Origin of the sequence: Salibacter sp. (assembly GCF_031581065.1) — a bacterium.
Taxonomy (GTDB): Bacteria; Bacteroidota; Bacteroidia; order Flavobacteriales_G; family Salibacteraceae; genus Salibacter.
In genome coordinates this window covers 1-608 of record NZ_JAVLBN010000107.1, presented here as the reverse complement: position 1 = coordinate 608, position 608 = coordinate 1, and the positions used below count along the sequence as shown (strand labels likewise).

Genomic DNA, 608 nt, shown 5'->3' with positions numbered 1-608 from the left:
TATTTTAATTCAGCTAAAACTGAAAAATTACTGGATGAATATGAAGAGCTAATGAAACAACTCAATAAAATAATGAAGTCTTTGGATTATTAATTCTGAATTTAAGCTTACCACTATCTATACTTGACAAGTTACTGAGGTCGAGGCCGAGGTCAAGGTCGAGAGCATTCTAATAGTGCATTTGGGTTTATTGTGAGGTTAAGTTGTTAAGTGTTTTGTAGTAGACCAGAACATGAGTTTACCACTATCTATACTCGACCTTAACCTTGACCTTAGCCCTTTTCTTCCTACTGCTTTAACTATACTAGCACTTAAATATAATGAAGCAAATAAGTTTATTGATAACTGGAGGAGCGGGGTTTGCCCAGTGAAATGAAGGCAAAATGGAAGGTTTTTACATGACATACGTTTTGAAAAGCCTTAAGGATGGTGAACATTATACTGGTTACACAAAAGATTTGCCTTCAAGATTTCAGGCACATAATGAAGGGAAAGTTTTCTCTACAAAACATAGAAGGCCTTTTGAGTTAATTTACTACGAAGCATGTCTAGATAAAGATGATGCTATAAAAAGGGAGAAATATCTTAAAACGCATTATGGAAGGATG

At 34.5% G+C, this 608-nt stretch carries 1 protein-coding gene; it reads left to right on the top strand.

The features are described from left to right. Positions 1 to 383: 383 nt before the first annotated feature. Positions 384 to 608 (top strand): GIY-YIG nuclease family protein (locus tag RI557_RS11690; RefSeq protein ID WP_310683956.1); only part of this gene is annotated, 225 nt, incomplete at its 3' end.